This window comes from Micromonospora sp. NPDC005163 (assembly GCF_053599835.1).
On sequence record NZ_JBSFYP010000007.1, the window covers coordinates 136,999 to 161,100 of the forward strand.

Annotated in this window: 20 protein-coding genes and 2 pseudogenes; 11 read left to right on the forward strand and 11 right to left on the reverse strand. The window is 68.9% G+C overall.

Going from position 1 to position 24,102, the window contains the following annotated elements:
* Window positions 1-117: 117 nt before the first annotated feature.
* Window positions 118-969: an SDR family NAD(P)-dependent oxidoreductase gene (locus ACWD6N_RS08300; RefSeq protein WP_449937915.1), complete on the forward strand. Its 852-nt coding sequence runs from the start codon at window positions 118-120 to the stop codon at window positions 967-969.
* 744 nt (window positions 970-1,713) lie between these two features.
* Here ACWD6N_RS08300 and ACWD6N_RS08305 read toward each other — a convergent pair.
* Both ACWD6N_RS08305 and ACWD6N_RS08310 read right to left on the reverse strand, forming a co-directional pair.
* A complete protein-coding gene (locus tag ACWD6N_RS08305) occupies window positions 1,714-5,112 on the reverse strand; it encodes an ATP-binding protein (protein WP_450004613.1) in 3,399 nt (1,132 codons plus the stop codon).
* A gap of 296 nt (window positions 5,113-5,408) precedes the next feature.
* A pseudogene (locus tag ACWD6N_RS08310) lies at window positions 5,409-6,310 on the reverse strand (aldo/keto reductase).
* Between the two features lie 372 nt (window positions 6,311-6,682).
* On the opposite strand from ACWD6N_RS08310, the gene ACWD6N_RS08315 reads away from it, so the two are divergent.
* From ACWD6N_RS08315 to ACWD6N_RS08330, 4 genes are all read left to right on the forward strand, one after another.
* A complete protein-coding gene (locus ACWD6N_RS08315; RefSeq protein WP_450004614.1) occupies window positions 6,683-6,883 on the forward strand; it encodes a hypothetical protein in 201 nt (66 codons plus the stop codon).
* A 49-nt stretch (window positions 6,884-6,932) separates the two neighbouring features.
* A complete protein-coding gene (locus ACWD6N_RS08320) occupies window positions 6,933-7,457 on the forward strand; it encodes a hypothetical protein (RefSeq protein WP_450004615.1) in 525 nt (174 codons plus the stop codon).
* Between the two features lie 153 nt (window positions 7,458-7,610).
* Window positions 7,611-8,066 carry a helix-turn-helix domain-containing protein gene (locus ACWD6N_RS08325; RefSeq protein WP_450004616.1) on the forward strand — a complete coding sequence of 152 codons (456 nt, stop codon included), beginning with the start codon at window positions 7,611-7,613 and terminating at the stop codon, window positions 8,064-8,066.
* Window positions 8,059-8,427: a DUF4180 domain-containing protein gene (locus tag ACWD6N_RS08330; RefSeq protein WP_387329730.1), complete on the forward strand. Its 369-nt coding sequence runs from the start codon at window positions 8,059-8,061 to the stop codon at window positions 8,425-8,427. Before ACWD6N_RS08325 ends, ACWD6N_RS08330 begins: the two co-directional genes overlap by 8 nt.
* Here the strand turns inward: ACWD6N_RS08330 and ACWD6N_RS08335 are convergent.
* Window positions 8,417-9,055, reverse strand: a complete 639-nt coding sequence (locus tag ACWD6N_RS08335; RefSeq protein WP_450004617.1) for an 8-oxoguanine DNA glycosylase OGG fold protein — start codon at window positions 9,053-9,055, stop codon at window positions 8,417-8,419. The two genes, ACWD6N_RS08330 and ACWD6N_RS08335, sit on opposite strands and share 11 nt — an antisense overlap.
* A 168-nt stretch (window positions 9,056-9,223) precedes the next feature.
* Between ACWD6N_RS08335 and ACWD6N_RS08340 the strand changes: the two genes are divergently transcribed.
* Window positions 9,224-10,027, forward strand: coding sequence for a hypothetical protein (locus tag ACWD6N_RS08340; RefSeq protein WP_450004618.1), 804 nt, complete (start codon window positions 9,224-9,226; stop codon window positions 10,025-10,027).
* Window positions 10,028-10,367: 340 nt separating this feature from the next.
* Here the strand turns inward: ACWD6N_RS08340 and ACWD6N_RS08345 are convergent, their stop codons facing one another.
* Together ACWD6N_RS08345 and ACWD6N_RS08350 are read right to left on the reverse strand one after the other, a co-directional pair.
* Window positions 10,368-11,273 carry a hypothetical protein gene (locus ACWD6N_RS08345; protein WP_450004619.1) on the reverse strand — a complete coding sequence of 302 codons (906 nt, stop codon included), beginning with the start codon at window positions 11,271-11,273 and terminating at the stop codon, window positions 10,368-10,370.
* Window positions 11,274-11,671: 398 nt separating this feature from the next.
* Window positions 11,672-12,277 carry a ComEA family DNA-binding protein gene (locus ACWD6N_RS08350; protein ID WP_450004620.1) on the reverse strand — a complete coding sequence of 202 codons (606 nt, stop codon included), beginning with the start codon at window positions 12,275-12,277 and terminating at the stop codon, window positions 11,672-11,674.
* Window positions 12,278-12,287: 10 nt separating this feature from the next.
* Here ACWD6N_RS08350 and ACWD6N_RS08355 point away from each other — a divergent pair, with 10 nt between their 5' ends.
* Window positions 12,288-14,453 (forward strand): HelD family protein, encoded by a 2,166-nt coding sequence (locus ACWD6N_RS08355; RefSeq protein ID WP_450004621.1) that lies wholly within the window; start codon window positions 12,288-12,290, stop codon window positions 14,451-14,453.
* An 880-nt stretch (window positions 14,454-15,333) separates the two neighbouring features.
* Here the strand turns inward: ACWD6N_RS08355 and ACWD6N_RS08360 are convergent.
* Genes ACWD6N_RS08360 through ACWD6N_RS08375 form a run of 4 tightly spaced genes read right to left on the reverse strand, consistent with a single transcriptional unit; the run spans window position 15,334 to window position 16,525 of the window.
* The gene (locus ACWD6N_RS08360; RefSeq protein ID WP_450004622.1) at window positions 15,334-15,741 is read right to left on the reverse strand and encodes a GIY-YIG nuclease family protein; all 408 of its coding nucleotides are present in this window, start codon (window positions 15,739-15,741) and stop codon (window positions 15,334-15,336) included.
* Between the two features lie 9 nt (window positions 15,742-15,750).
* A complete protein-coding gene (locus tag ACWD6N_RS08365; RefSeq protein WP_450004623.1) occupies window positions 15,751-16,014 on the reverse strand; it encodes a hypothetical protein in 264 nt (87 codons plus the stop codon).
* The gene (locus tag ACWD6N_RS08370; RefSeq protein ID WP_450004624.1) at window positions 16,011-16,274 is read right to left on the reverse strand and encodes a DivIVA domain-containing protein; all 264 of its coding nucleotides are present in this window, start codon (window positions 16,272-16,274) and stop codon (window positions 16,011-16,013) included. Before ACWD6N_RS08370 ends, ACWD6N_RS08365 begins: the two co-directional genes overlap by 4 nt.
* Entirely contained in the window at window positions 16,271-16,525 is a 255-nt protein-coding gene (locus ACWD6N_RS08375; RefSeq protein WP_450004625.1) for a hypothetical protein, read from the reverse strand. The genes ACWD6N_RS08370 and ACWD6N_RS08375 overlap by 4 nt, the downstream gene beginning before the upstream one ends.
* 422 nt (window positions 16,526-16,947) lie before the next feature.
* Here ACWD6N_RS08375 and ACWD6N_RS08380 point away from each other — a divergent pair, with 422 nt between their 5' ends.
* Complete coding sequence (locus ACWD6N_RS08380; protein WP_450004626.1) at window positions 16,948-17,190, forward strand: winged helix-turn-helix domain-containing protein; 243 nt, start codon at window positions 16,948-16,950, stop codon at window positions 17,188-17,190.
* Window positions 17,191-17,223: 33 nt separating this feature from the next.
* Here ACWD6N_RS08380 and ACWD6N_RS08385 read toward each other — a convergent pair whose 3' ends face one another.
* Window positions 17,224-17,718 (reverse strand): hypothetical protein, encoded by a 495-nt coding sequence (locus ACWD6N_RS08385; RefSeq protein ID WP_450004627.1) that lies wholly within the window; start codon window positions 17,716-17,718, stop codon window positions 17,224-17,226.
* Here ACWD6N_RS08385 and ACWD6N_RS08390 point away from each other — a divergent pair.
* The 3 genes from ACWD6N_RS08390 to ACWD6N_RS08400 all read left to right on the forward strand — a co-directional run bounded on the left by ACWD6N_RS08390 (window position 17,695) and on the right by ACWD6N_RS08400 (window position 23,573).
* Complete coding sequence (locus ACWD6N_RS08390; RefSeq protein WP_450004628.1) at window positions 17,695-19,209, forward strand: AAA domain-containing protein; 1,515 nt, start codon at window positions 17,695-17,697, stop codon at window positions 19,207-19,209. The two genes, ACWD6N_RS08385 and ACWD6N_RS08390, sit on opposite strands and share 24 nt — an antisense overlap.
* Before the next feature lie 120 nt (window positions 19,210-19,329).
* Entirely contained in the window at window positions 19,330-22,404 is a 3,075-nt protein-coding gene (locus tag ACWD6N_RS08395; RefSeq protein WP_450004629.1) for a DUF3427 domain-containing protein, read from the forward strand.
* 266 nt (window positions 22,405-22,670) lie between these two features.
* Window positions 22,671-23,573, forward strand: coding sequence for a hypothetical protein (locus ACWD6N_RS08400; RefSeq protein WP_450004630.1), 903 nt, complete (start codon window positions 22,671-22,673; stop codon window positions 23,571-23,573).
* A gap of 361 nt (window positions 23,574-23,934) precedes the next feature.
* Here the strand turns inward: ACWD6N_RS08400 and ACWD6N_RS08405 are convergent.
* A pseudogene (locus ACWD6N_RS08405) lies at window positions 23,935-24,102 on the reverse strand (IS630 family transposase); the annotation flags it as partial.

Consider the following 24,102-nt stretch of genomic DNA (forward strand, 5'->3'; position numbering starts at 1 on the left):
CGTTTTCGACGTGTCAGATTTTCCTCGCAAGAGGGCGGCCGGAGCCCTCACGGAGCACCGTGACCCGTCCCTTGACACGCACTCCACCTGACCGCGTGACACCCCTTGGAGAAACCGATGAAACGCCATGACAGCCGGCCCGCCGACCCCCAGCCCCGCAAGGAGCGCAGCACGAGCCGCATCGCAGTCGTCACCGGCGCATCGAGTGGAATTGGCGCGGCAACCGCACTGCGCCTGGCCCGCGGCGGACTCACCGTCGCGCTGGTGGCCCGTCGCGCCGACCGCCTCACCGAAGTCGCCGCGAAAATCGCCGACAACGCCGGCAGGGCCGTCGCGTTCCCGGCCGACCTGACCGACGCGGCCGCCCGGGAACGGGTCATCACGCAGATCGCCGCTGAACTCGGCCCGATCGGCGTACTGGTCAACAACGCCGGCCACGGCTACTACGGCGCGTTCGCCGCCATGCCGTGGAAGGACGCCCACACCATGATCGAGCTCAACGCCACCGCGCCGGTCCACCTCAGCGGCCTCGTGCTGCCCCACATGCTCGCGGCCGGCGGTGGTCACATCGTCAACATCGGCTCGGGCGGCGCGCACGTGCACTTCCCCGGACTCGCGATGTACACCGGCACGAAAGCGTTCCTCGCGGCATACAGCACCGCAGTCCACCGCGAGCTACGCCGCACCGGTGTCCACGTCAGCCTCCTGCGCTGCGGCGACGTCCGCACCGAGTTCTTCGACAGCATGGCGGCGCGCTCCAGCCGGATACCGCGCGAGCCACGAAAGATCCCAGCCGAGCGCGTAGCCGAGGCGGTCTGGCAGGTCCTCCACCGACCGCGCCGCCTCGTGTGCGTACCCCGCTCGATGCGACTCGTCTCCGGCCTCGAACAATGGCTGGGCTGGCTGCTCGACCGGGCACCACTCGACCCCAATATGCGCGCCCAACTGACAAGGCACGCCGGTAGCTGAGCGGCCGCAGCGCCCTCAACAGACCAACCTCGCCGGCGGCGCCCGCCACCGCCGCCCACCCAGACCTCGATGACGACCGTGGCGACCGCCGACACCCTCCGATTTCGAAATCAACATGGGCGCCCGGAACGGCCGAAACTTTGGGCCCGCCGCGCGGTCGGAGCCGATCAAGCCCGCCACGTCGCCGCGCAGCTATCACGGCCACACGAGATCCGGCGCAGCGATCTCGCGGCCCATGAACGCAAAAGCATGCTGTCACCGGCAACGAACGGAAGATCCACACGATCTGCGTCGGTACCAGGTATAGGAAACGCGCCTACACCACGAGGGGAAACGACAACAGCGGTAGTTGTCGATATCCAATCTTCCACACATCGGCAAGAGAGTGCGTTCGAAGGAACAGATCCGCGCCTTGCCAGCAGAGTACGGCCACGCCGCCGCGGCGAGGGCAGGCGACCCTGCTCGGGTCCGCTCTCGAGCTTGAGGGCCCCGCCAAATTCAGACCGCCTCCGCCTAATCACGACCCTGGGCGTACCCGCTCTAGGAGCGGCGCGTCGACACCCGTAGCCCACCTCCGGGGCCGTCCGGACTGGCAGTTGTGCGTACTGAAATGTTAGGCGGGAGAAACCAGAGCGGGGGGGCTGGGCGAGACATTTCAAACTGCAGGTCAGAGGCGCTGCCGACTGAAATCTCCAGCGAGAACCGACACGGGCATCGACCCCGAGTTGCTCGTAACCTGCCTTTTCAGAGCCGCCAGGGAAGCGGCTCGGGCGGCAGGTAGCGGCAGGTGCTGCCGGTCGAGACCGATTCGCGCAGGTGGCCTGCGAGGGCCGGATGACGCTCGTCGAGCTTGCGCAGCGTGTCCCGGATCCGCGCGGTGACCGTCTTGCGGGCCCGCTCGGCCTCGTCGCCCAGCCGGCGGCTCCGGCCGGCCAGTCCGGCCGCGGCGCGCAACTCGTCGAGCAGCGCACCGCGTTCAACGTCCAGCGCGGCCACCTTCCGGTCGTCGCCGCGCGCGGCGGTCCGGTCGATCTCCTCGTCGAGGCGCTCCAGGTGCCGCCGGTAGCGGGCCTTCGCCTCGTCGTCGAGGACCGGGTCGCCACCCATCCGGCGGGCGGCGACCAGCTCCGGCCCGGCGGCCGGGTCGAGCAGCTCCACCGCCGGGACGTCACTGCCCGGCCGGCTCAGTAGCAGGTGCAGGTCGTGCAGCCCCTTGGCATCGGGCAGGTGCACGACAGCGCCGGCGTAGGCGAGCTGCCAGACCAGTCCGTCGCGGCGGAACTCGTACTCCTCGACCGGCGCTCCAGCCGGCGGGACCTGGCGCAGCCCGACGGCCTGGCCTGACCCGACGGCCTGGCCCGGTTCGACGATCTCGCCTGGCGCAGCGCCTCGGCCCTGCGCGGTGGTCCGGCTTGGGGCGGTGGCCTGGCCCTGCTCGGTGGCCCGGCTTGGCACGACGACCTGGCTTGGCGCGACGGCCCGGCTCGGCGCGACGGCTGGGGTGGCAGCGGCGGTGGGTGCCGGGCCGGCGAGTCGGTTGAGCACCTGCGCCATGTCGAGGGTGGTGGCGTCCCGGGCGGTGGCGGCGCGCAGCGCGGTCGCCGTCGCGGCGTCGCCCGGCTGGCCACGGCCGGCCAGGGCGTTCGCCAGCCCGGCACGGGCGATGAGCGACCAGGGCCGGGAGCCCATCCGGTCGGCGGCGTCGCGGGCGGCCGCGAAACCGGCGATGGCGTCGTCCCAGCGCTCCTGCGCGGCGTCGACCACGGCCAGCCAGTGGTCGACGGGACCACTGATGTCGCAGCCGAAGAGCCCCACCGTCCACTCTCCACGATGGGGGGCCAGCGCGGCTCGCGCGTCGTCGCAGCGTTGCGAATCGCGGGCCGCAGCGGCGGCCTGCGCGCGCAGCCGGAGCCAGAGCGGCGACACCGGACGCGGGTACCTGATGTCGGCGGCCTCGATGCCGGCGGTCAGCCGGACCGCCGTCTCGTCGTCGCCGCGCTCCGCCGCGGTGATCGCCCGCAGCAGCTCCCGGTAGGGATAGTCGGTCGGGGCCAACCCGTCCAGCAGTACGTCGACCTCGTCGAACCGGCCCTGGAGCAGCAGACGGGACCAAAGCACGTGATGGCCCATGAACGCGAACTCGGCGTGCCCCGGGTCGGCGAGGTCGGTGAGGAAGGCGAACCGCTCGTCGGCCTCGGCGAAGTCACCCCGGAACGCCGCGATGATTCCACTGTCGACGGTAGCCGCGATCCGGTATCGGGCCAGGTCGTCCTGGTCGCCGCCGGTGACGAAGGAGCTGAACTCCTCGACGAAGCGGGGGTCGCCCAGCTCCAGCAGCGCCACCCAGCGCAGCGAGGTGGCCCACAGCTCGGTCTCCCGGTCGCCGGTGCGGCGGGCCACGTCCCGGATCTCCGAGGTGAGCGCCGCCCGGGCCGCCGCGGTGCCCAACCCCCAGGTGGTGTCGTGGCGGGCCCACAGGCTGAAGGTGAGCGTCTCGTCATCCCGACCTCGACGGGCGATCGTCTCGGTGGCGGTGATCAGGTCGGCGATCAACGTGCCGACCGACGCGGCCCCGTCCGGCTCGCCGATGAGCCGCCGGTACGCCTCCCGCACCAGCTCCGCCGCCTCGACCGAGCGATTGGTCGCCACCTGGCGGGAGCGGTGGACGGTGAGCGCGACGCGGGCCAGCAGCACCGGATCGTCGAGGGTACGGGCCAGCGTCGCGGCCTCGGCGAGGAGTTGCCCAGCCTCCTCCCGGCCGGCGTGGTGGTAGCGCACCTCACCGAACTCGACGAGGATCCGCACCCGCTTCGTCCGGTCCTCGACGATCTCCAGCGCCCGGCGGAAGTGCACCTCCGCCTCGTCGACGGCGAGCCGGGCGTGCGCGTCCCGCCCTGCGGCGACCAGCAGGTCGGTGACCCGCGCCCGGTCGAGCGCGGCGCCGGCCAGGTAGGCGTGGCGGGCCAGGTCGGCCGGAATCAGCAGGTCGCGGAGCTCCGCCGGTGGGTCGACCGCCCGGACGACCGCGGCGTGCCGGGCCCGCCGGTCCTCATCGCTGAGGCCGTCGTAGAGCGTCTCCCGGACCAGGTCATGGGCGAAGGCGAACCGGCCGCCACCCCGGCCGACGATCAGCCGGGCGGTCACCGCCCGGTCGAGCAGCCGATCGACCTGCGCCACCGGGGCGGCCGCGCTGGCCGCCAGGACCTGACGGTGGAACTCCCGGCCCAACACGGCGGCGACGGTGAGCGCCTCGACCACCGGTGCCGGCAACTGGGCCAACCGGCGCCGCACCGCCTCCCGTACGCCGGGAGCGACCGTGCCGCCCGTACCGTCCGCGCGCCACAGCCGCGCCGTCTGCTCGATGAAGAACGGGTTGCCCCCGGTGCGCCGGTGCACCTCGTCGACCAGGCCGGCGTCGGGCTCCCGCCCGGCGGTACGCGCCATCAGCGCGGCCACATCGTCCCGGGACAGACCGGTGAGGGTGACCGTGGTCGCCTTCGTGACCAGCGGCATCAACAGTGGGCGCAACGGGTGCTCGCCCGACTCGACCTCCGCGTCGCGGTAGGTGCCGATCAGCAGCAGCCGTTCGAACCAGGTGTGCTGGGCGGCGAACGCCAGCAGCCGCAGCGACGCCGGGTCGGCCCAGTGCAGGTCGTCGAGGACCACCACGACTGGCCGGTGCTGGGAGACCGCGACCAGGGCGGCGGTCACCGCGTCGTACAGGGCGAACGCCTCCCGGTCGGCAATGTCCCCGCCCGGGTCGACGCCGGCCCAACTGGCGGTGCGACCGGCCTGCTCGCTGCTGGTGTCGGTCTCGCCCAGCAGGGCCGCGAGAGCCGGCTCCGCGGTCGGTCGCGCCACCGACCAGTCGTCGGCGGAGCGCTGCAGGCCGCGCAGCACCTGAACCCACGGCCAGTAGCCGGGGGCGCTGTCGGAATCCCAGCAGGCGGCACCGAGCACCAGTGCCCCGCGCTGCCGAGCCTCGCGAGCCGCGGCGGTGACCAGCGTCGTCTTGCCGATGCCCGGCTCGCCGGTGACCAGGACGAGGCCGCCGTGGCTGGTGGCGGCCCGGTCCAGCTCAGCGCGCAGCAGACCGGTGGGATGATCCCGCCCGATGATGGCGTCGCCGAGCCGCGCGTCCATGGTTTCCAGACGGTACTGGACCCGTCTGACACCCGGGGGATCCTCGGCACGGGTGTCCGCCCGCAGCTCAGGCGGATTGGAGCAGGCCGATGACGTAGCGGGTGAGCCGACGGGTCTGGCTGCCCTCGCTGGTCCGGGCCGGACTGCTAGGCCGGGTTCTCAACACCGGCCCGCATCGGTACCGCGCCGTGTGGCCAGACCGTGACGGCGTCGAGTGGTCGGCCGAGTTCACCACCGAGCGGGAGGCGGTCGCTTCCCGGCATCCAGCTGGTCCAGCTGCGGGAGGCGGTGCCCGGTTAGGCGGCGGTCTCGGGAACGAGGGCGGTCAGCTCCGCGACCTCAGTGTCGCTCAGCGCGATCCGCGCCGCCGCGAGGTTCTCCCGCAGGTGGGCCAGGCTCGTGGTGCCGGGGATGGGCAGCATCGCCGGCGAGCGGTGCAGCAGCCAGGCCAGCGCGATCTGTTGGGGCGTGGCCGCGTGCCGGGCGGCGATCGGCGCGAGGGCGGCGGCGACCTGGCCGGCGTTGTCCCCGCCGTCGCGCAGGCTGACCGGGTGCCAGGGCGAGAACACCGCTCTGGTCCGCTCCGCCGCTGCAAGCAGGTCCGCACCGGTGCGGTTGCCGATGTTGTACAGGGCGGTCACCGCGGCGATCTCCGCAATCGACCGGGCGAGTTCGAACTGCGCCACGGTGACGTTGGACAGCCCGATGTGCCGGATCCAGCCCTCGTCCTGCAGCTTCCCAGCTCGCCGATCTGGTCCTCGAACGGGGCGTCGGTCGCGTACCCGCTGTGCAGGTAGTAGAGGTCGAACCGATCCACGCCGAGGCGGCGCAGGCTCAGCATGGCTGACTGCCGCAGGTACTTCGGGTTGCCCACCCAGCCCAGGGTCGGGTAGTCGTGGCCGCCCCGGACGAAGCCGCCCTTGCTCGCCACCACCAGCCCCGCCGGGTAGGGGTGCAGCGCCTCGCGGATCAGCAGCTCGTTGGTGTGCGGCCCGTAGACATCGGCGGTGTCGATGAAGGTGACGCCCTCCGCCACCACCGCGCGCAGCAGCGCCAGCCCACGCTCGTGGGCGGGGTACGGGCCCCAGACCTGGTCGCCGGTGAGCTGCATCGCCCCGAAGCCGGCCCGTCCGACCGGAAGGTCGCCGCCAATGATGATCGTGGGCGGGGTGGACGGGGAGCCAGACGTCATGGTCATCTCGATTCTGGGTCGCCGGCGGCCCTGTCGCCGACGGCGCCCCGCAACTTCGACGCCATCCTGCGCACGGCCCGCGACGTCTTCGGCGAACTGGGCGCGGAGGCCACCCTGGAGGAGGTGACCCGCCGGACGGGGGTCCGTATACTCTCGACCATAACTGATTCAACCGGGATGAATTGGTCGAAGCGGTCTACCTGGCGGAGGTTCAGGCGGTCTACGACCACGGCGGAACGCCCGGCCTATCCGTGGGGATCGACCGGGCGTTTTCGCACTCACGAGCGGTGGCGGCGGGATTTGAACCCGCGGAGGGCGTTAACCCTCACACGCTTTCGAGGTTTGCGATCGTCCGTCTGCGACGGTTCGGCCGGGACCGTGAGCTGGTATGCCGCCCGTGGCGGGGATCGTGACGCCAACAGCGCCCTCTGGCGCATCACCCTGGTCCGCATGCGCTGCCACCAACCCACCAAGGACTACGTCACCCGCCGCACCGCCGAGGGCAAAACCAAGACCGAGATCATGCGATGCCTCAAGCACTACATCGCCCGAGACGCCTACCGGATGCTCACAGGCTGACCACCGAATTGAGAGTGCCCGGAGTGAGGAGAAGGACGATCATGTCTAGGTGCACGATCTGACCTGGGACGACGTGGCCGAACGGTTCGAGCCGGACGGCTCCTTGCTCGACGCCTACGTCCTCGACGCTGACACCGCCGACTGGCAGCAAATCATTGAGCTCGTCCGATCCCAGGGATGGCGCTTGGACTTCCAGGTCGAGGGTCAATCCCGGCAGCTACCCGAGCACGTCGCAGACATCTTCGCCCACCGGGGCGACGCAGCTGTCACCCTGCACATCTGGCCGAAGCCCAACATCCTGGTCAACACCCACTTCTTCACTGAAGACGAGGTCGAGTTCGACTTCGACCCCAGGCAGCTGCAGGGGCAGGACAGGCTGGACACCTTGTGCTCCTTCCTGCGCAGCGTCGGCCGTCAGCTGGGAAAGCCGGTTCGCCTCACGCCAGAAAACCTCCCGGACGCCCCACTAATCATCTACTCCCCGACGGAAGACCGCGTCACCGCAGGGATTGAGTCAGTGACCCGGAGGACGGGGGCGGCTCGTAACCTGCGCCTCAACACTTGCGCGAAATAGGAGCGTCCACATCGCCGGCAGCCGCCTGTCCTGCGCCGGGGCGGGCCGACGGGCTGCGCTGGAGGCCCTTTGAAGCTGATGTCGTCAACGACTCATACTGCGCGCGCTCCCCATCGTTCCCTAACCTTCCCTATGCAGGTAGGATGGGGAGCGATGAAGGAAGACATGCACTCTGTCGAGCAGGTCGCCGAGCGGCTCGGGCTGCACGTGCGCACCGTGCGGGGCTACATCCGCTCGGGCCGGCTGAAGGCGGTGCGGATCGGCAAGCAGTACCGGATCGCCGCCAGTGACCTCGACACATTCACCGGGCAGACCCGAGCCACCACCGGCAGCGCCACCGGGCCGGCGGAGGTGTCGAGCATCGTGCAGATCGACGGCGTCGACCGGGCCGCCGCCGACCGGCTCGGCACGCTCGTGCTCGCCAGCGCCAACACCGGCCACGACCCCGCCAACCCTCTGCGGGTGCAGACCGTGCACGACGAGGAGCGACGCCGCATGAAGATCATCATCCTCGGCGATCCCGCCGCCACCGCCGAGCTGCTGCACCTGCTCGACGCCGTACTCAACGCCGACAACGGCCTGTTCGACCGGGAGGTCAACGATGCCTGACGAGGTCCAGGAACGCGCCGGGGTCCAGGTGCTGGTCTGCGACCCGGCCGGCCCGCCGGTGGCCACCGAGCAGGACGCGCTGGACCTCATCGGCGCGGCCTTCCTCGGCGCCCAGGTGGTGGCCGTGCCGGCCAACCGGTTCGACGAACGCTTCTTCTCGCTGGGCACCCGCTTCGCCGGCGAGGTGATGCAGAAGTTCGTCAACTACCGGCTACGACTGGCCGTGGTCGGCGACATCTCGGCTCACCTGGCGGAGAGCTCGGCGCTGCGTGCCCTGGTGCACGAGTCGAACCGGGCCGGGCACATCTGGTTCGTCCCCGACCTCGACGCCCTCGACGCCCGGCTCCGCGCTATCTCGTAGCCGCCTCGGCGTCCCTGCCGACAGCCATCTCGACCTCGTCCGGCTCGATGCCCTGGGCCTGCGCCTGCTCGGCCGCCCAGCGCAGGTACGCGAGCCACTCCTCCGACAACCAGCCGGATTGACGACCGACGCCGGCCTCGACAGGGAGACGGCTGGCCACGACGCGGTCGAGGATCAACGGCTGCACACCGCCCACCCCTCGCCGGTAGCCGACGAAGTAGAGGACCTTCGTGAACAGTCCCGGCCCCAGCCACGGCAGGCGAGCGTGGTTGAGGTCGCGGAAGCGGCGGTACGCCGTACGCAGCGCGTCCTCGTCGGGTGCTGCTGCTGAGACCTCCTCAAGCGCGTACGCCAGACGTTTGCCGTCCGGGTCGGCGCCGAGCGACCTGGCGGCGCGCCACGGCCCGTACCCGATGGGGCCGTAGCCCCAGATCAGCACCGCGGTCAGCAGTTGCCGGGCGCTGACGGAGCCGGCCCGGTACGCGTCGGCCACGGCGAAGACGTCGCGCCGCCAGACGTCGCCGCTCGGTGGGAAGTTGTCGGGCCAAGCGTCCGGCGGCAGCGCCGCCTGCCACCGGCCCAAGTTCACGGTGATTGGGGCCTGCTCCCCCGGTAACGGCCTCTGCATGGCTACCTCCCTCAGATCGCGCGTGTGGACCCGCGCCGTCCGGACGCTACGGTCGGGCACTCCCGCACGCCGGCCGCTGACGGCATATCGCGGTATCGAACATCTCCCTGCCCTACGCGCATCCACAGCACTGTCAGATCGGCGAGTCGAACGCATCTTGCGGCGAAGGTGCCAGGCAAGCTGTTCGGCATGGGGCCAGAAATCGTCATCGCGGTGGTGTCCGCCGCCGTGTCGCTGATCAGTGTTGTGGTGACATATCGGACTGCCTACGTCACCCATCAGTTGCAGGACGAGGCACGCAACCGCGAAAAGGTAGAACTCGCCGAGGAGTTGTTCCGGCGTTACCGCGTACCACTGCTGTGGTCAGCCCAGTCGCTGCAGTCTCGGGTGCACAACGTGCTCAGCCGAAACTTCCTGCGCACATACCTGCACTCCGGCGACAGCGAAGAGCAGCACTACGTCCGCCACAACACCGTGTACGTCCTCGCCGAGCACCTGGCCTGGCTGGAGGTCCTCCGCCGGGAACAGCGCTTCCTCGATCTTGAGTCGGTGAAGAGCACCAAGGAGCTCTTCACAGCGATCCAGCGGATTCACCATCCCTTGGCGACCGACGCCCTGCCCGGACCGTTCCGCGTGTTCAGGGGACACCAGCGCGCCATCGGCGAAGTCATGCTCAACCGGGTGGAGTCGCCTGAGGGCGCGGTGACAGAGGTGCTGGGATATGCGGCCTTCTGCGACCGCCTCGAAACCGACCCGACGTTCGCGTCCTGGTTCACCCGCCTCCTGGAGGAGGTGGACGAGGTGGAAGCCCGAGGCCAGCACGGGAACGAGCGGCTGGTACGCCTACAGAACGAACTCGTCGAGCTCATCGAACTGCTCGACCCCAAGGGTGAATGGCTCCCGTTGGAGCAACGCGAGCGGCTGCCCAGAACGATCCCGATCCTGCCCACCACGCGGACACCCAACGGCTGACGTTCGGAGGTCGGCTCGTGACTAGCCGCCCGGCGACCGGGTACGCGCGGTGCATGGGTAGCCACAAGCAGAACAAACACGACAGCGGCGGCGAGTCGGCGCGAGGCCGGCGACATTCGGGCAGCGGCGCTCCGGGCCGCCAGGGCTCGCCCATGGAGCACTCGCCAGACATGCGGAACCGCCGTACCGCGACCGGCGCCGCCGGCACGGAACGCGACCAGGGCCGCTCCACCGTCGCCCGGGAGGGACGTGTACACCGTCAGGGCGGCTCCTGATCTGACACCTCAACGGTGTAGCCGCCCCGCGCGTTCGCGGGGCGGCTACACCGGATGAGTTGTTGTTACGCCGTCGCGCAGATCGCGTACGCCGTGTCGGACCAGTTCCCGGCGAACACGTCCTCCTCGTACGCACCCGAGGCGGCCGACGTCGGGGCGGTCGCGGGACCGCCGTTGGGGCGGAAGTCGTCCACGATGCCCTCGCCGGTGACCCCGTTCAGCTCGTAGCCGGCACCGGTCAGCACCTTCCCGACCGGGCAGGTCGCGACGACGCTGCGGAAGTCGAGGGAGTTGCTGGCACCTGCCGTGGACGCCCGCACCAGGCCGGGCAGGGGGTTGGCCCAGATGGCGTACGCGGTCGCGGACCAGTTCAGGGCGGTGGCGTCGGACTCGTAGGCGCCGACGTTCACCGAGGTCGGAGCCGCGGCAACCCCACCGTTGGGACGGAAGTCGTCGACGACACCCTCACCGGTCACACCGTTCAACTCGTAGCCCGTACCGATCAGCACCTTCCCGACCGGGCAGGTCGCCGTGGCGCTGTGGAAGTCGGCCGAGTTGCTGACGCTGGTTGCGGAGACCCGCACCAGGCCGGGCACCGGGTTGGCGCAGATCGCGTACGCCGTCACCGACCAGTTGCCGGCGAACGCCTCCGTCTCGTAGGCGCCCACAGTTACCGCCGTCGGCGCGGTGGCCGGGCCGCCGTTGGGGCGCAGGTCGTCGACGACGCCCTCACCCGTGACGCCGTTCAGCTCGTAGCCCGTACCGGTCAACACCTTCCCCACCGGGCAGGTGGCCGTGGCGCTGTGGAAGTCGGCCGAGTTGGTGACGCTGGTCGCGGCGATCCGCACCAGGCCGGGGACCGCGGCGGGCGCCGGGCTCGCCGGGGCGACCACCGCACCGGCCACGACAAGACCGAGCACGAGTACGGACGCTCGGGCGCCGAACCGCCGGGATTCCTTCTGAGCACGCATATGTTTCTCCCGTCTGAGGCCTGGCGGCGGCGCGCCGGAGGCTGTCCGGTTCCGGGAAACCGTTGCCGACGTCCAAGCCGATCGTGATGACGGGTTCACGGTAGGTAGTGGTCTGACCAGGCATTATCTCCAAACCGACTACGTCGCGTAACGGACCATGTCATCTGGCGGCTCGATCCGTCTGCCATGCACGTAGGGCATCCTTGATCCGCTCGTCCTTGGCGTGTGCCTGCTGGAGCTGGCGAGACCCGCTCCCCCAGTTCGCGGGACGTTGGCCGGCGAGAGCCAATGCCACCGCATCTGCAGGCGCGGCCTGCAGAGCGGGACGGCGTCGCCGACGATGCCTGCGATCAGGTAGGCGTACGCCTCGACCTAGTCGAGGCCACCGGTGGCCGCGGCTAGCTGGCCGGCGGCCCCTGCTGCGGTGCGCAGATCACCAGGCTTCTGAGATGAGCGAACTCGTGCGGCGCGAGATTCGCGACGGCCGCAAACTCCTCCACGCTGCCGAACCCGCGGCGCATCTGCCGTTCGGACACCACCCGCTGCGCACGCTCCGGGTCAAAGTGGGCAAGAGCGGCAAGCTGTTCGAGCGTCGCCGCGTTGACATCCACGGCCCCCGGGGGCGCGGCCATTGGTGCCGGCGGCTGCGGCGCTGGTAGCGGCGACGGTTGAGAGGGCACGGGTGCCGCTGTGGTCCCGTTACCCGAGTAGGCGCTGGGCTGCGGCATCATCTCGACGACGACGGGCGGCACGGATGTGGGCAGGGACGGTGGCCCTGCCTGTGCTGGTGGGTGCTGGCTGCCAGGCCAGGTGGGCGGCGGCGCCTGGGGCCGGGCATACCAGGGAACATGGCCGGCCCGCCAGCGCAGCCAGGACGGGTTGATGACGAAACCGTGCACGATGCTCGCCACCCACAGCGCCATGAGCACGACGGTTGCCACCGTGCTCAGGGTGCGTGTCTTGTCCGCCTCACCGACAGTGGCGAAGGACGTCCAGCCGATCACCAGGTAACCGATGCCCGCAAACCACCAGGCCGGGCGCCGGGAGGTCTTCTACATCGGCCATCACGCGATCTTTGATGACCACGCTGAGCTGCTCGTCATGAACTGGCAGGCACCTGCCGCCGCCCGCTACTACGAGGCGAGTCACGCCGACCCGTTTGGGCTGCGCCTCAAGCGCAATTTCGAGTGCTCGAGGAACACGATCACGTCGTTCAGCGACACGGTGTTCGCCCAGTTGGCCGCTGACGTCGCTGAGCTGGAGGCGCACGAGGACGTCGACGACGCGCTGCTCGCAGACCTCAACAGCAACCGCACCGGCACGATGCAGGACATCGTCCGGACAATCCAGGCGGCGCAGTTCGATCTCATCCGCGCCCCGATGGACCAGCTGTTGGTCATTCAGGGCGGGCCGGGCACTGGCAAGACAGCAGTTGCGCTGCACAGAGTCTCGTGGCTGCTGTTCAACAGTCAGGGTCGACTCTCGGCCGAGGATGTGCTCATCATCGGCCCGAGCCCCACCTTCACGCGCTACACCCGCACGGTGCTGCCCAGCCTGGGTGACACGAGCATTGAGCAACGTGACATCAACCAGCTGCATCCACCGGTGAAACGTGGTCGCCAAGAGGATCCCGAAGTTGTGAGGCTGAAGGGCGACGGCAGGATGGCTGGGCTTCTGCGGCGGGCCCTCTACGCTCGGGTCGGGCCGCCCGAGGGACAGCATTGGGTTGAGGCGCAAATCGAGGGCCGCCCCGTGCCGATTGCCGCCGAGGAGCTCAAGCCCTTGATAACGCGGTGTCGTGCCAGTGCCGGCACCTACGCCGAGCGCCGACACCTGTTCCGGGATCTGCTGACCGATCTCGTCTCCCCCCGAGTCCGCGTGAGTCCGCAACGACTGCGAACGGCACTCGATCCCGTCATGGACAGGCTCTGGCCGTCGTTCACCGCCGCATCGTTCCTGCGTGAGCTCTACGGCTCGCGCGACCGGCTGATGGCAGCGGCGGGCGACGACTTCACCGCTCGAGAGGTGTCACTGTTGCACCGACGGCCCGCCGATCGGCTCTCAGAGGAGACTTGGGGCGATGCCGACCTTGCGGTGCTCGACGAGGCCGAGCACCTCATCAACAGCGTGGAGGCCCGGTTTACGCACATCGTCGTTGACGAGGCGCAGGATCTCTCCCCCATGCAACTGAGAGCCATCGCCCGCCGTTCTGCCAACGGGTCCATGACCATCGTCGGGGATATTGCTCAGTCGACCGGCCACTGGGCGCGTGACGACTGGGACGAGGTTCTCGATCACCTGCCTGCCGATCTTCCCCAGGTCCGGGAAGAGCTGCGTTACGGCTACCGGGTACCCCGACAGGTCTTCGAGCTTGCGGCCCAACTCCTGCCTCTCGCCGCTCCCACGGTGCAGGCACCGCAAATCGTGCGGGACGGTCCGGCCGAGCCTCTCATCCATCGGGTCGACGGGGACGAGCGTGCGGCTGAGGCCGTCCGCGTCGCGATGGGGCACGCCGCCCACGGTCGATCCGTGGCGATCATCTGCCCCGCTTCCTGCCGCCCGGACACGGAACGAGAGCTGAAGGCCAAAGACGTGGCCTGGCGTGCCGCGTCCGCCGGTGAACTCGGCCCAGGAATCAACCTGGTCGGTCCTCAGGAAGCCAAGGGCCTCGAGTTCGACGCGGTCGTCGTCATGGAGCCGGAAGACATCGTCGCCGAGGACGACCGGGGCCACCGCTTGCTGTATGTCGCATTGACCAGAACAACCAGGTATCTCGACATCGTCTGCGTCGGAGACCCACTCGCTATGGACGACGACGACCGCGAATCGGGTGATCCGACAACGGACGGCGTCGATGAAGCCTCGGATGCGGGGACCGACCATGCGATCGATGCAGGAGAAGTTTCGGAGCTCGAACCGGGCCCGTGGGCAGAACACCTCGAGAAAGCGGCCGGTTTGAACCCGGGTGCAGCCGATGGATCAGCCAAGGAGGGGCCGCGCGTTGGTCCTGGCGCAGTGGTGGCGCTCTCCAACGCGTCGCCACCCCGAGGACACGTCTCCCAGCGGTTCGTCGGCCTGGCGGCGGAGGAGGTAGTCGCACTACTCCGGGAAACTGTCGCGCCAAATCTGTGGAAGCCCGTTCTCGCCAGAGCGGGCGAGATCCTCGACGCAGAGGGCTGAACCCACGGGTACGGGTGTTAAGCAGCAACTCAACCGCGTGCCCGCCAAGCGGAACGGTCCCCACGTTCTCGGCCGCAAGGTCTGGGACGGCAAGGATCCTGCGGTACGCCAGTTCCTGTCGGAGCAGTACGACGGCCGCTCGGCGAGCTCGTGCGAGTTTGTGCCCGGCGTACGCAGGTGGTGTGCCTCGTCGGCGATTACCAGGTCGAAGGCAGGCTGCGGATCCAGCTCGCGCAGGCCCTTGCCCTTCTTCCGCTTGGCATCTCCCTTCATGTACACCGTGCGGGCGAAGAGCTCGTAGTGCACGATCGCCCGCCGGTACTCCTCGGGCCAGGCGTCGTCCAGGCGAGCCTCGTTGGGGCAGTAGCGGCGCCGGCGGGGCGCAGGAGCGGCCGGAACTGGAACGGCACGTACTTGATCCGCGCTGCCCGTAACGAATAGACGTGATCGGTGAGCGGGTGACTGAGCCGGGCGTCGACCAGGCGGGCTCGGAACTCCTCGGGAGTCAGGCCGTCAGTCGGGGCCTCCTGTTGCGCTGCTGCGAACACCAGTTGGTCCTCTGCGTACTCGCGCATGCTTCCCGCCTTATGGAAGACGAAAGCGGCCGAATCCATCGACGCTTTGAAGAATGTGGATAACCGATCCGGCTCGACTGGGGTCGGCTTGAACATCAACGATGTCACCAACGTTGAATCCCACACGCGCCCCTCGAACTCGCCCCCACGCGGCTGGCTCTCATCGCCACCTCGCCCGATGCGCAGAGCATAGGCACGCTTCGACATTCCCAACGGGGCCGTTCAGCTGTATGGAGATCGATCTGCGCCGAAGGTCGGAGGACGGAGCCGTTCCGGCTTAAGGCAGTCGCCGACGCGCCGCTCCGCTATTCGCCACCATCCGCGTGACGTGGCTTCGGCACCTGCCGGTTGAAGCGCGGCTTGAGGGCGACGACGAGGGCTTCCTTCGTGCCCTCCGGGTTGTCGGTCTCCTGCCAGCGGACCTCGCACCGACCCAGCCAGTCGGCGATGTCGGCGGCCGACGCCGCGTTGTCTGGGGTATCGAGGAGCTGTCCGACCTGGTCGTGCAGCACCGACGAGTCGCGGTTGCCGTTCAGGTGCTGCCGGAGGCGATCCCGCAGACCCCGCCTGGTCCGGCCGACGTAGATCATCACACCGCCGTCGAGGACCACGTGCACGCCGGGGGCGTGGGGAGCGTCGGCGACGGTCTCCATGGTGTACGGCTGGGGAGCCGTGAAGCCGGCCAGCAGGTCGTCGTGCGCGGTGTCGGGCATGCCCGGAGGCTACCGGCGTGGACCCTCCTCGGTGGCCCCGCACGGACGGTCGTGGTCGTCGCGGCGTCGGCAGCGGCCGGCCCCGTCGAGCTTGGCGTCACACCAGATTCGGGTACGCAGGAACTGCTGATCCTCCTCGCTGAGGGTGGTCTCGCCGAAGTCGATGGCGGTCACGTGACCGAGCGAGTCGCGTAGGGCTGCGGCCAGGATGATGGCCCCGTCGAGGCTGGTCAGGGTGGTGGGAAGGTGGATGATCCAGCGGGGTGAGGTCATCGCCGCCACCGGCAGTTCGGTGAACCTGGGTCTGTGTGGCGACAGCCGGCGTGCCGAGACTGCCACTGCCGCAGCGCCTGGCGGATGCGTTCGGCCTCGGTGTTTGCCGTGGTCAGCTCGCGGTGCAGGCGTTCGAGTTCGTCGGCTACCCGGTTGAGGTAATCGTGCACCTGGGCGGGGTCGAGGCCGCGCCAGCGGGTGTCGAAGGAGGCAATGCGGGCGTGGTGTGGGTGCAGGCGTTCCCCGGTCACGTAGATCATCGCTGCGGCGCCTCCTGCTCGGCGATCAGCCCGCGGATCTGCCGGTCGGTGAGGCCGCGTTGGTCGTGGACCCGGCGGCCCCAGCGGTGCAGCCTGCACGGGTGGGGTGCACGGTCGTTGCGGCAGCGCGGGCCCTCGGGCCACTGCTCGGCGGCGTGCACGGTGACGGCCTTGACGGCGAAGGTGACGTCTTCGGTGGTGACGTAGGGCGGTAGGGGTAGTTCACCGAGGATGTCGTCGATCGAGTCCATGATCCTCCCTGGTCGGTGGCTGTGGCGCCGAGGCGGGCGGGGACGGACGGTACGACCGCGCGTCCGTACCGACCGGAGCCCAGCACCCACCCCGGGCCTGCTTGCGCGTTCCGCAGCCACTTTGAGCAGCGGAAAGCATCCACACGTTGCTGTTGGCGCATCTGGTGCCACGTGCCGAGTCGTCGGGCCCAAGAACCGCAGGCTCGGAATGCCGGGACAGCTCTGACGACATGAGGAGCTTTGTCACAGCGGCTGCCCCGACACCGTTCGGGCATTCACCCAAAGCGCGGGAAACCAAGCTGCCGAGCGAGGAAACCCGCGTCGACGACGTTAGGTGACGTGCTTACCTAAGTCAACATGCATCTTGTAGTTGATGGCGCCCTTGTGCTCAAATCGAAGAGCCGAGCGAGGAGTGCCATCACATGCCCAACCGACCCGCGGACTATCTACGTGTCGTCAACGCCATCACAGAGCAGATCGACAGCGGAGAGCTGGCGCCAGGCGATAAGCTGCCCACGTACGCGCAGCTGGCCGAGCAGTACAAGGTGAGTGTTTCCACCGCGCAAGCGGCACTACGGATCCTTCGCGACCGGGGCCTGGTCGAAGGCCAGCAGGGCAAGGGGACGTTCGTGGCCGACCAGGCTGCCAAGTCCTCCAAGGCGTGAGGGCACGAAGGCGTCAGTAACCACCGACGCTGATCAGCTACCTCGAACGGCCGCCGCCCGGCCCACGTCCCGAGGGCAGACTTTACGCAGCACGCAGGCCCCGCAGTCCGGAACTCCGGCCCCACACCATTGCCACCCGACCAACCAGGCGGGGTAGTCGAGTTCGCCGGGTCGCTCGGGGTGCAGGCGTCGAGCCACATCCGCAATGTGGTCCAGGTCGTCGTACTCGGCAAGCTGCGTTCGCAGGAACACCCGGCGGACATCTACGTCGAAGGCCGTGTCGCTGCCGGACAGGTCGGCGATCGGCACCCCCAGGTCGCGGGCGAGGATCTCCAGTGCCATGGCGGCCTTCTTCCACCCGATGCCGGAGAAACGGCGGAGGCGAGTGGTGAGTTCGGATGCTCTGGGCCAGCCAGCCCAGATCGAGGCGGCCCGACCGCCGTACTCCTCGAGCACCTTGCGGGCTGTCTCCACTAGCCAGCCCGGGACGTTGTTCACGTAGCGGTGCAGCGCCGGCGCCTGCCCCACAGCGGCCCGGACCCGCTCGGGCTCTGCGACCATCCGCGCGACGAACACCAGCTGCCGCCGACCCGGTTTTTCGACAGTGGCGACGACGACTCCGTCGCTGACGAAGACGGCGAGACGGCGCTGACCGACGACGTGGAGTCACTGCTCCAGGCCTTCGCCACCGCGCTCCCGCTGTCACAGAACAAGCACCTCGCCTGGCACTACCGAAGCCGGGACGAGCGACTGATCGCCTTCTCCAACCTGCACATCTACGCGCCGAACGGCAACGAGCTGGTCACCTTCCCGGGCGCCGCCACGGAGGGCTGCCTGACCCACGTCCTGGTCGACAACAACCCGGTCGGCTACGGGCCGGGCGACCGGGTGAGCGCCGAGGTGGACCGGGTCGTCGAACTGATCCTGGAGCACGCGGAAAAGCGCCCGGACGAGTCGCTGGGCGTCATCACCATGGGCATCAGGCACGCCGAGCGGATCGAAGCGGCCCTGCGTCGTGCGTTGATCGACCGCGGCGGCTTCGACGAGTTCTTTCAGGAGCGGGGCGAGGAGCCCTTCTTCGTTAAGAGCATCGAACGAGTGCAGGGCGACGAGCGAGACGCGATCATTCTGTCGGTCGGCTACGGCAAGGGGCCGGACGGCCGGATGCTGTATCGGTTCGGGCCGATCAACAACAACGGCGGCCACCGGCGCCTCAACGTTGCGGTGACTCGGGCGCGGCAGCGTGCCGCGGTGGTCAGCTCGTTCAGCGCCCGCGACCTGGACCCGAACAAGCTCAACGCCCATGGCGCCAAGCTGCTGCGCAGCTACCTGGAGTACGCCGAGAGCCAGGGCGAGCGGCTGTCCGCCGTCGGCACCGCGCCCACACTCAATCCGTTCGAGGCGGACGTGCGCGACCGGCTGACGGCGGCCGGGATTCCACTCGTCGCTCAGCACGGCGCCAGTGGCTACCGGATTGACTTCGCCGCCCAGCATCCCGATCGACCGGGCGAAATGGTGCTGGCGATCGAGGCAGACGGGGCCACCTACCACTCGTCGCCGACCGCCCGCGACCGCGACCGGCTGCGACAGGAGCACCTGGAGCGGCTCGGTTGGCGCTTCCATCGCATCTGGTCCACCGCCTGGTTCCGGAATCGGGACCAGGAAGTCGCGCGGGTGAAGGCGGCCTACGACGCAGCCGTCGCCGAGGCGAGCCGACCGGCGTCGGTGAAGCGGCCGGTCGTGCGGCCACGGTCGGAGAGTGCCCCGCCGTCTCCCACCGAACCAATCCGAAGCATGCCGAAGCCCCAGCTCTACCCGGGCGCCCCCATCACCGAGTACAGCCGAAGGCAGCTCGCCGGCTTGGTGGCGTGGATCAATAGCGACGGGCGTCTGCGTACGGAGGAGCAGATCATCACGGAGGCGATGCAGGAGTTGGGCTTCCGCCGCCGGGGTCAGCGCATCAACGCCGCCATTCGGCTCGCGATCCAGGACGTGCGCAACAGTGGGACGCCTCGCTAGGAGTCAGGAGAGACGCGCGGAGATGGTGGGCGGGTCCGTCTGCCAGAACAGTCATCGGGTTAGCGTTCGCGCCTCGTGTCGGGGCAACGGGGACGCCTGCGAGAAGGTTAGGTTGCCGGGATGACGGATCTTGAGCGGGGCATCTACGAGCACCTGATCACCCAGCAGCTCGCCGACCAGCTCCACCGCGTCGATCCCGCCCTGATCCAGCACCGCGCCCTAGACGCTGCTGACTCACACGGCCCCCTCACCCGTCACCTCGCCGCCCTGATCAGCCGCGCTCTCCAAGCCGTCCCTGGCGGCGACGACAAGCTGCACCACCAGGTCGAGCTGACCAACCGCATCGCCGAAGCCATCGCCGTCCTCAGCCCGGCCGCAACAAATCAGAGCGACCAGGTAGCCGACGCCAAAAACCTCCTACACGCCATCGCCGCCCCGCCCACCCCGCCGGCGCAACCGACCTTTCCGCAGCGCCCGACCACCCCGATCTCCACCGGCGCTCTCCTGGTGAACGGCAAGCACCAGCCCCGGATCGGCCACGAGGTCACCCACGAGATGGCCTCCGCAGAGCACGTCGACCTGCTCTGCGCCTTCATCAAGTGGCACGGCCTGCGCATCGTCGAGCCCGCCATCCGCGACCTGATCCGACGCGGCGGCCGACTCCGTGTCATCACCACGACCTACATGGGCGCGACCGACCAACGAGCCCTCGACCGACTCGCCGAGCTGGGCGCCGATATCAAGGTCTCCTACGAGACCCGGACGACCCGGCTGCACGCCAAGGCGTGGCTGTTCCGTCGAACCAACGGCACCACCACCGCGTACGTGGGCTCCTCGAACCTCTCGAAGTCGGCGCTGGTCGACGGGGTGGAGTGGAACGTCCGGATCTCGAACATCGAGCAGCCGCACGTCATCGACACCTTCACCGCGACGTTCGAGGACTACTGGAACGACCCGGCGTTCGAGGAGTACGACGCCGCCAAGGACGCTGAGCGGCTCCGGCAGGCGCTCAGCGGTGAGCGCGCTGACGACGTGCCGACGCAGATCGCGAACCTGGATGTGCGGCCGTACCCGTATCAGGCGGAGATCCTGGCCGACCTGGATGCGGAGCGGCAGGTGCACGGCCGGCACCGCAACCTGGTCGTGATGGCGACGGGCACCGGCAAGACGGTGGTGGCAGCGCTGGATTACCGGCGGCTACATCGGGCAGGCCAAGTCGACTCGCTGCTCTTCGTCGCGCACCAGGAGCAGATCCTCAAGCAGAGCATGTCGACGTTCCGCCAGGTCATGGGTGACGGCAGCTTCGGCGAGATGCTGGTCGGGGGCAAGGAGCCGACCCACTGGACGCACGTCTTCGCCTCGATCCAGTCGCTGCACCGCCGGGAGATCAACCCCGACGCGTACGACATGGTGATCGTTGACGAGTTCCACCACGCGGAAGCGCCGACGTACGCCCGGTTGTTGGAGCGGCTGCGGCCGCGCGTACTGCTGGGACTGACGGCGACCCCCGACCGGGCCGACGGCGGTGATGTGCGTCGGTGGTTCGACGGCCACGCGGCGGTGGAGCTGCACCTGTGGGACGCGCTGGAGCGGCAGTTGCTGGCGCCGTTTCAGTACTTCGGAGTGCACGACGACGTAGATCTGTCGCACCTGCGGTGGAAGCGCGGGCAAGGGTACGACCCGGCGGAGCTGGACGGCCTCTACACCGGCAACCACGCGCGGGCACGAATGGTGCTGAAGGCGGTACAGGACACGGCCGACGTGGGTCGGATGCGGGCGCTCGGGTTCTGCGTAAGCATCGGGCACGCCGAGTTCATGGCGGACTGGTTTACCCGGCACGGCGTACCCTCGGCGGCGGTGACCTCGCGGGCGGACCGCACGACGCGGGACGGCCTGCTGCGGGAGTTCAAGGCCGGCAAACTCCGCGTGCTGTTCACCGTCGACCTGTTCAACGAGGGTGTCGACCTGCCGATGGTCGACACGATCCTGATGCTGCGGCCCACCGAAAGCGCGACGATCTTCCTTCAGCAGCTCGGCCGTGGGCTGCGGCTCGACGACGACAAACCCTGTCTGACGGTGCTCGACTTCATCGGCGGCCAGCACGCCAACTTCCGCTTCGACCTGCGGTGGCGGGCACTGACCGGGGTCAGCCGTCGGGCCGTCGAGGCGGCCGTCCGGGACGGCTTCCCGTCGCTGCCGAGCGGCTGCCACGTCGAGCTGGACCGAGTGGCGAAAGAGGTCGTGCTCGCCAACCTGAAGTCGGCCCTGCCGACCTCGAAGTACGGCCTGGTGGCGGAGCTGCGGCAGCTCGGTGACGTGAGCCTGGCCGAGTTCCTGCGGGAGACCGGCCTGGAAGTCGAGGACGTCTACCGGTCGGCGAGCATCGGCGGGTGGGCCGGGCTGCGGCGGCTCGCCGGCATCGAGACCTCGACCGCCGGGCCGGACGACCGCGAGCTCGGCCGGGCTATCGGGCGAATGTTGCACATCGACGACGTGGACCGGCTGTCCCTGCTGGCGCGGGTCGCGGGCGGCGAGCACCCTGGCCGCGGACGGCTGCTGGACATGCTGCACTTCAGTCTCTGGGGGCCGTCGGTGTCGCTGACCGAGCGCGATGCCCGGCTGAAGCGGCTCTGGGGGGAGCCGGCGCGCTGCGCGGAGCTACGCCAGGTCGCCGAGGTACTGCGGGACCGAATCCACCGGGTGACGGTCACGCCGCAGCCGGGCCGGGTACCGCTGCGGGTGCACGCCCGCTACAGCCGCAACGAGGCGTGCGCGGCCTTCGGAATGGCGAACCCGGGGTCGCTGCGCGAGGGAGTGAAGTGGCTTGAGTCGGAGCAGGCGGACCTCTTCTTCGTCACCCTGGTCAAGTCCGAGGAGCACTACTCCCCCACCACGATGTACGCCGACCGGGCCATCACCGACAGCCTGTTCCAGTGGGAGTCGCAGAGCACCACGTCGTCTGCGTCGGGGACCGGGCAGCGCTACATCCAGCACGCCGAGCGCGGGTCGACGGTGCACCTGTTCGTCAGAGAGACCAAGCTCGCCGACCGCGACCTGGGCGCGCCGCCGTACCTGTACGCCGGACCAATGACGTACCAGGAGCACACCGGCGAACGGCCTATGCGGATTCTCTGGCGGCTGCACCACCCGCTCCCCGCCAACACGTACGCCGCCGCCCGGGCCATCGCCGCATGACCTCCGACAGCGGGAGATGCACGATTCGTGACGCGAGTCCATAGGCTCTCCTGCAAACTGGCACTTTCGTCGCCCGAATGGGCCTACCCCTGTGCCTGAAAGATCGCTAGGTTCCGCTGGTGCAAATGCGTCTGGGGCCTGCCCAACTCCTGGTTGCCGCCCTGCTACTCGTGCCCGGTATAGCCGCGACATCGTGTTCGAGCATCACCAACCGAGTCGGGGACTTCCCACACACTTGGGTAGGTGCGGACACCACGAGCGCGGTCATGATTCAAATTACCCGGCAGGCAGGCACCCTCTCGGGAACGCTGGACCAGAGCAGCCTGGACAGCGCCGACCCGACCACGACGAAGTCGACGCACGCGGCCTTCACGGGCACGATGGACGGCGAGGCAATGACCCTCAGCTTTCCCCAGGGGCTCGGATTCGTCACCAACCTTTCCGGCACGGTGTCCGGCTCGGAGTTGACGCTGCAGGTGCCGCAAGACGACGGCTCGACCGCCCCACTTACGCTCGCACCGGCGTCCACCGACGCCTACAACCGCAAGGTTGCGGAGGTGCAAGCGAAGGCTGATGCCAACCTGGCAGATCGACAGGCGGTTGCGGCGAGTGCAGCCGCCGCAGCTTCTCTGCAAGAAAGCCGGCAGCAGATCGCAAAGGCAGCTGAAGCTGTGGCGCAGGACGCCGCGGCCGTACGGGATGGACTTGCGAAGCCGCCCTCCTTCTCAGATTTTGAAAGGGACTTGACCGCCGCAAAGCAGGACCTGGCGAGCGCGAAGACCAACGCCGCGAAGGCTACTAGGGAGCAGGACGAGTCGTCGGCGTGCAGCGACGCCTACAGTGCCGAGAGCGATGCCTACAGCGTCGAAAGCGACTCCTACAGCATCGACAGCGACTTGAGCAGCCTGACCAGCGACATCCAAGCGCTTAAGGACGCTGCTACGCAGCTCGGCCATGATCTATCCGCATTTCAGCAGGCCGCAGTTGCGCTGCCCGGGTACACACCGCCTAACGCACCAGATGCCGACCAGGTTAAGGATCTCCTGAATCAGGTATCGGTGAAGACTGCGGCTTGGAAAAAGAAGGGGGCCAGCTATCAAGACGAGGTCGCCAAGCTCCTGAAGGAGGCTAGGGCCATCGCTGCTCAAGCCCAAAAAGACCACTGTTAACCAGTCGGCATTCGCTGCCGCGCCTCAGCTGTTGAGGTACGCGAGCACCGCGAGCACTGGGCAGTTCCGATCATCACCATCGGCTGCCAGGCGACGCCCGGTGAGAAGTATGCCGTGCGCCGCTACGGCGACTCGACCGCCTGCCGGTTGCCGAGGAAGACTCGCGTGTGGTACGGACGCACGGCCGTCATCAGATCACCGAACGTGCCGGCGGTGCGCTGCGCGTACCAGCTGAAGATCGCTGGACTGCTCCGTCCGGAGGCGGCGGCGGGTCGGCGGCGGTGGAGGGCCGCGGACTGTAACTTCGGTGGCCGCGGAGGAGAAGACGTGCGCCGGTCACAGGGACTCACAGCGCGAGTTGCTAGTGTCCTGAGTCGTTGGTTAGTTGGTTAAGTCGGGTGCAGTAGTTGGCGAGGCTGTCGAGAATCTCGTCTGCGGTCTTGGTCCAGACGAAGGGTTTCGGGTCTTCGTTCCAGGCAGCGATCCAGGTGTTGACGTCGGTTTCGAGGTCTTTGACGCTGCGGTGGCT

Coding starts and splice junctions, on each gene's coding strand:
- ACWD6N_RS08300 (WP_449937915.1), top strand. CDS start 118: ATGAAACGCCATGACAGCCGGCCCGCCGACCCCCAGCCCCGCAAGGAG.
- ACWD6N_RS08305 (WP_450004613.1), bottom strand. CDS start 5,112: ATGGACGCGCGGCTCGGCGACGCCATCATCGGGCGGGATCATCCCACC.
- ACWD6N_RS08325 (WP_450004616.1), top strand. CDS start 7,611: ATGAAGGAAGACATGCACTCTGTCGAGCAGGTCGCCGAGCGGCTCGGG.
- ACWD6N_RS08330 (WP_387329730.1), top strand. CDS start 8,059: ATGCCTGACGAGGTCCAGGAACGCGCCGGGGTCCAGGTGCTGGTCTGC.
- ACWD6N_RS08335 (WP_450004617.1), bottom strand. CDS start 9,055: ATGCAGAGGCCGTTACCGGGGGAGCAGGCCCCAATCACCGTGAACTTG.
- ACWD6N_RS08345 (WP_450004619.1), bottom strand. CDS start 11,273: ATGCGTGCTCAGAAGGAATCCCGGCGGTTCGGCGCCCGAGCGTCCGTA.
- ACWD6N_RS08355 (WP_450004621.1), top strand. CDS start 12,288: ATGCCCGCAAACCACCAGGCCGGGCGCCGGGAGGTCTTCTACATCGGC.
- ACWD6N_RS08360 (WP_450004622.1), bottom strand. CDS start 15,741: ATGCCCGACACCGCGCACGACGACCTGCTGGCCGGCTTCACGGCTCCC.
- ACWD6N_RS08365 (WP_450004623.1), bottom strand. CDS start 16,014: ATGACCTCACCCCGCTGGATCATCCACCTTCCCACCACCCTGACCAGC.
- ACWD6N_RS08370 (WP_450004624.1), bottom strand. CDS start 16,274: ATGATCTACGTGACCGGGGAACGCCTGCACCCACACCACGCCCGCATT.
- ACWD6N_RS08375 (WP_450004625.1), bottom strand. CDS start 16,525: ATGGACTCGATCGACGACATCCTCGGTGAACTACCCCTACCGCCCTAC.
- ACWD6N_RS08380 (WP_450004626.1), top strand. CDS start 16,948: ATGCCCAACCGACCCGCGGACTATCTACGTGTCGTCAACGCCATCACA.
- ACWD6N_RS08395 (WP_450004629.1), top strand. CDS start 19,330: ATGACGGATCTTGAGCGGGGCATCTACGAGCACCTGATCACCCAGCAG.
- ACWD6N_RS08400 (WP_450004630.1), top strand. CDS start 22,671: ATGATTCAAATTACCCGGCAGGCAGGCACCCTCTCGGGAACGCTGGAC.